Below are 4,958 nucleotides of genomic sequence, written 5' to 3'. Positions count from 1 at the left end.
TCGCCGTCATTGACCTCTTCGTCGCGCTCGTTCTCGATGGCGACGGCGGCGATGGTCCCGTCCTTGTTGAGCGCGATGGAGTCCGGCTGGCCGCCGAGGTCGCAGGTCGTATCGACCGCCTTGGTGGCAAGGTCGACCTGGGCGAGCATGCCCGACGGCTTGACGAAGCTCTCGCGCGTGTTGATGGCAACCAGCGCCTTGCCGCCGGCAATGGTCACCGAGGTGGGTTCGCCTTCGAACTTCAGAATCCCGGCGGGCTTCGGTGCCTTCGGATCGGCGATGTCGATGAAGCCGATCGCCTTCAGCGGGCTGTCGGAATAGACAAGCATGTTGCCGTCTTCACTGGCCGCGATGATTTCTGCAGAGGTCACGGTTTTCCCGTCGATATCGGCGGGCAGATTATCGGCGACGGCGAACGAGGCGATGCGGTTGAACATCGGCTCGGCCGATGCGCCGAATGCAGCCGACGCGGCCAGTGCCGTGGCGAGCGCTGCGGTCAGTGGTAATGTCTTCACGGAAATCCCTCCAATAGGTTCAACACGGAGGGTTTGTGATCGGGCTGTGTTACACGCGGATGACAGCAAAACGAAAAGAGGCCCGGACGAACCGGACCTCTCATCAACCTGCTCTCGGACCGCGGCACTTAGGCGGCGGTGTTCCGATGAAACATGAACTTAGTTCACGGAGTCCTTCAGACCCTTGCCGGCGGAAAACTTCGGCACGTTGCGTGCCGGAATATCGACTTCTGCGCCCGTGGACGGATTACGGCCCTTGGATGCTTCGCGACGGCTAACCGAAAAATTGCCGAAGCCAACGAGACGGACGTCGCCGCCGTTCTTCAGTTCTGCCTGGATGACGTCGAAGATTGCATCAACTGCGGACGATGCATCAGTCTTGGAAAGTCCGGCCTTTTCGGCAACTGCCGATACGAGCTCATTCTTGTTCATGTTTCCACCCCTTTCAATACGGTTCGAAACGACTCAAATTGTAAGCCGGGGGCAGCATACGCAAGACCCTCGCCTTCGCAAACCCAATCGCTCCGAATGCGCGGGGATGCAAGGCTTTGCGAGAGGTTTTACATAAAAAAGACCGGCAAAATCGCCGGTCTTCCACTGTTTCCGTGCCAAAATGGCGCTGACCCTGCGGCAGGCACCATCCAGGCTTCAGGTCAAGCCCTAATGGGCGATCGATACCGAACTGTCATCCGCCGGATCGGAAACCGCGATCGGCACGGCCTGCTTGGCCGGGTCCCACTCGATCGCGACCGGAACCCTGAGCAGCGCATGGCTCAACACTTCGCCAATATGCGAGACCGGTACGATCTCCATATTGTTCTTCACATTGTCCGGAATATCCGCCAGATCCTTGGCGTTTTCTTCCGGGATCAGCACCTTCTTGATGCCGCCGCGAAGCGCTGCGAGCAGCTTTTCCTTCAGGCCGCCGATCGGCAGGACACGACCGCGCAGCGTGATTTCGCCGGTCATCGCCACGTCCTTATTGACCGGAATGCCGGTCATGATCGAGACGATCGCGGTGGCCATGGCCACGCCGGCCGAAGGACCGTCCTTCGGCGTGGCGCCTTCCGGCACGTGCACGTGAATGTCGCTCGTGTCGAAGCGCGGCGGCTCGATGCCGAAATCGATGGCACGCGAGCGCACATAGGAGGCAGCCGCGGAAATCGATTCCTTCATCACGTCCTTCAGGTTGCCGGTCACCGTCATGCGGCCCTTGCCGGGCATCATGACGCCTTCGATGGTCAGAAGCTCGCCACCGACCTCCGTCCAGGCAAGACCGGTGACGACACCGACCTGGTCTGTCCGCTCGGCTTCGCCGTGACGATAGCGCGGGACGCCGAGATAGTCGTTGATGTTCTCGGCTGTGACTTCGACCTTGTCGGTACGACCCTTCAGGATTTCGGTCACGGCCTTGCGGGCGAGCTTCATCAGCTCACGCTCGAGGCTGCGCACGCCGGCTTCCCGCGTATAGGTCTGGATCACCGCAGAAAGGGCGCCGTCCGTCACCGAAAACTCCTTCGGCTGAAGGGCGTGGTCGGCAATCGCCTTGGGCAGCAGATGCCGCTTGGCGATTTCGAGCTTTTCCTCTTCCGTGTAACCGGCGATACGGATCACTTCCATGCGGTCCATCAGAGGCGCCGGAATGTTCAGCGTATTGGCGGTGGTGATGAACATCACATTCGACAGGTCATATTCCACTTCGAGATAGTGGTCCATGAAGGTCGAGTTCTGTTCCGGATCCAGCACCTCCAGCAGGGCCGAGGACGGATCGCCACGGAAATCCTGGCCCATCTTGTCGATCTCGTCGAGCAGGAAGAGCGGGTTGGACTTCTTTGCCTTCTTCATCGACTGGATGACCTTGCCGGGCATCGAACCGATATAGGTGCGGCGGTGACCGCGGATCTCGGCCTCGTCGCGAACGCCGCCAAGTGCCATGCGGATATATTCGCGGCCGGTCGCCTTGGCGATCGACTTTGCAAGCGAGGTCTTGCCGACGCCGGGAGGACCGACGAGGCACAGGATCGGACCCTTGATCTTCTGCGAACGGGCCTGCACGGCCAGATACTCGATAATCCGCTCCTTGACCTTGTCCAGGCCGAAGTGATCAAGTTCGAGCACTTTTTCAGCGTGGTTGAGGTCGGTCTTGACCTTGGACTTCTTCGACCACGGGATGCCGAGCAGCCAATCGAGATAATTGCGCACGACGGTGGCTTCCGCCGACATCGGGCTCATCTGCCGCAGCTTCTTGACTTCCGCATCGGCCTTTTCACGGGCTTCCTTGGAAAGCTTGGTCTTGGAGATGCGGTCTTCCAGTTCGGCCATCTCGTCGCGGCCTTCCTCGCCGTCGCCAAGCTCCTTCTGGATCGCCTTCATCTGCTCGTTGAGGTAATATTCGCGCTGGGTCTTTTCCATCTGGCGCTTGACGCGCGAGCGGATGCGCTTTTCCACCTGCAGGACGGAGATCTCGCCTTCCATGAAGCCGAGTGCCTTTTCAAGGCGCAGCTTGACGCTGGTCGTCTCGAGCATCTCCTGCTTTTCGACGATCTTGATGGAGAGATGCGAGGCAACCGTATCGGCGAGCTTGGAATAATCCTCGATCTGGCTGGCGGCACCGACGACTTCCGGGGAAATCTTCTTGTTGAGCTTCACATAGCTCTCGAATTCGGAAACCACCGAGCGGCTCAGCGCCTCGATTTCGACCGGGTCTTCTTCCGGCTCCGACAGAGGATGCGCCATCGCTTCGTAGAATTCCTCGCGGCGCGTATAGCCGTCGATTTCCGCGCGCGAACGGCCCTCGACGAGAACCTTGACGGTGCCGTCGGGCAGCTTCAGCAATTGCAGGACATTGGCGATCGTGCCGATCTGGTAGATGGCGGCGGGCTCCGGATCATCGTCACTTGCGTTGATCTGGGTCGCCAGCATGATCTGCTTGTCGGTGCCCATCACCTCTTCCAGAGCGCGGATCGACTTCTCACGACCGACAAACAGGGGCACGATCATATGCGGGAATACCACGATATCGCGCAGCGGCAGCACCGGATAGGTCGCGCTCTCGCTTGTCTGAGACGTTTTGCTCGTCATGTCATTTCCTTTCCGTCCCGTTTCCGGGCGCGTTACCCGAAGCCTTCAAGTGCGTCGGGTCCTCATTCCTTCCACTGTCAGGTGGAGTGCGCCGGGTCTGTTTTCAACCCTTCGCCGACGACCGCCCTGGCTGTGCCATCGCCGGATATTAAACGTTGTCTGACTGTCGCGGACCTTGCCACGGTAAACGCTCCGAGGTTCCATCGACACAGAATCATTACATGATCGCGGTCCTGGCCACCATTGGCAATCGCGAACAGCAACAGGACCATCCTTCGGCATATCCCGGTCAAGCGCCCGACGCATCGAAGCCATGCAAAATAGACAAGCCTGAACAGGTCGATTGGTTCCGCCCCGGCCCAGGCGGCGTGTGAGTCGCCGTGAAATTCTGTGGCATAAAAAAGGCCCACACATGGCGGGCCTTTTCCGATGATGGCAAGCTCGTGGGATCAGGCCGAGACATTGGCCTTTTCGTCCGCGCGCTCCGAATAGATATAGAGCGGCCGGGCGGAACCCTTGACCACCTCGTCCGAGATGACCACTTCGCGAACGCCTTCCAGCGTCGGCAGCTCGAACATGGTGTCGAGCAGGATCTTCTCCATGATCGACCGCAGGCCGCGCGCGCCGGTCTTGCGGATGATGGCGCGCTTGGCGATTTCGCGCAGCGCGTCCTCGTGGAAGGTCAGTTCCACATCCTCCATCTCGAACAACCGCTGATACTGCTTGATCAGCGCGTTCTTCGGCTCGGACAGAATCTGGATCAGCGCCTCTTCATCGAGATCCTCGAGCGTCGCCAGCACGGGCAAACGGCCGATGAATTCCGGGATCAGGCCGAACTTCACCAGGTCTTCCGGTTCCAATTCGCGCAGCACTTCGCCGACGCGACGATCTTCCGGCGCACGCACCGCTGCACCGAAGCCGATCGAGGTCTTTTCGCCGCGTGCCGAAATGATCTTGTCGAGGCCGGCAAAGGCACCGCCGCAGATGAACAGGATATTGGTCGTGTCCACCTGCAGGAATTCCTGCTGCGGATGCTTGCGTCCACCCTGGGGAGGAACCGAAGCGACCGTGCCTTCCATAATCTTCAGAAGTGCCTGCTGCACGCCCTCGCCCGAGACATCGCGGGTGATCGACGGATTGTCGGACTTGCGCGAAATCTTGTCGACTTCGTCGATATAGACGATGCCGCGCTGGGCACGCTCGACATTGTAGTCGGCTGCTTGGAGAAGCTTGAGGATGATGTTCTCGACATCCTCGCCGACATAGCCAGCTTCCGTCAGCGTCGTCGCGTCCGCCATGGTGAATGGCACATCGATGATGCGGGCCAGCGTCTGCGCCAGATAGGTCTTGCCGCAGCCGGTG

The 4,958-nt window shown here is 59.8% G+C and carries 3 protein-coding genes and 1 pseudogene; all 4 read right to left on the bottom strand.

The window, feature by feature from the left end; translation table 11 throughout:
• Positions 1-515, bottom strand: a pseudogene (locus tag VL202_RS00755) (alkaline phosphatase); the annotation flags it as partial.
• 159 nt (positions 516-674) lie between these two features.
• Entirely contained in the window at positions 675-947 is a 273-nt protein-coding gene (gene hupB / locus VL202_RS00750) for a DNA-binding protein HupB (RefSeq protein WP_056331841.1), read from the bottom strand.
• Positions 948-1,175: 228 nt separating this feature from the next.
• Positions 1,176-3,596, bottom strand: coding sequence for an endopeptidase La (lon, locus tag VL202_RS00745; protein ID WP_056331843.1), 2,421 nt, complete (start codon positions 3,594-3,596; stop codon positions 1,176-1,178).
• Between the two features lie 449 nt (positions 3,597-4,045).
• A partial coding sequence (gene clpX, locus VL202_RS00740; protein ID WP_325462279.1) for an ATP-dependent Clp protease ATP-binding subunit ClpX occupies positions 4,046-4,958 on the bottom strand: 913 nt, incomplete at its 5' end.

Origin of the sequence: Pararhizobium sp. (assembly GCF_035497515.1) — a bacterium.
In the GTDB taxonomy this organism is placed as follows: Bacteria; Pseudomonadota; Alphaproteobacteria; order Rhizobiales; family Rhizobiaceae; genus Pararhizobium.
This window is presented reverse-complemented; position numbering and strand designations above follow the sequence as displayed.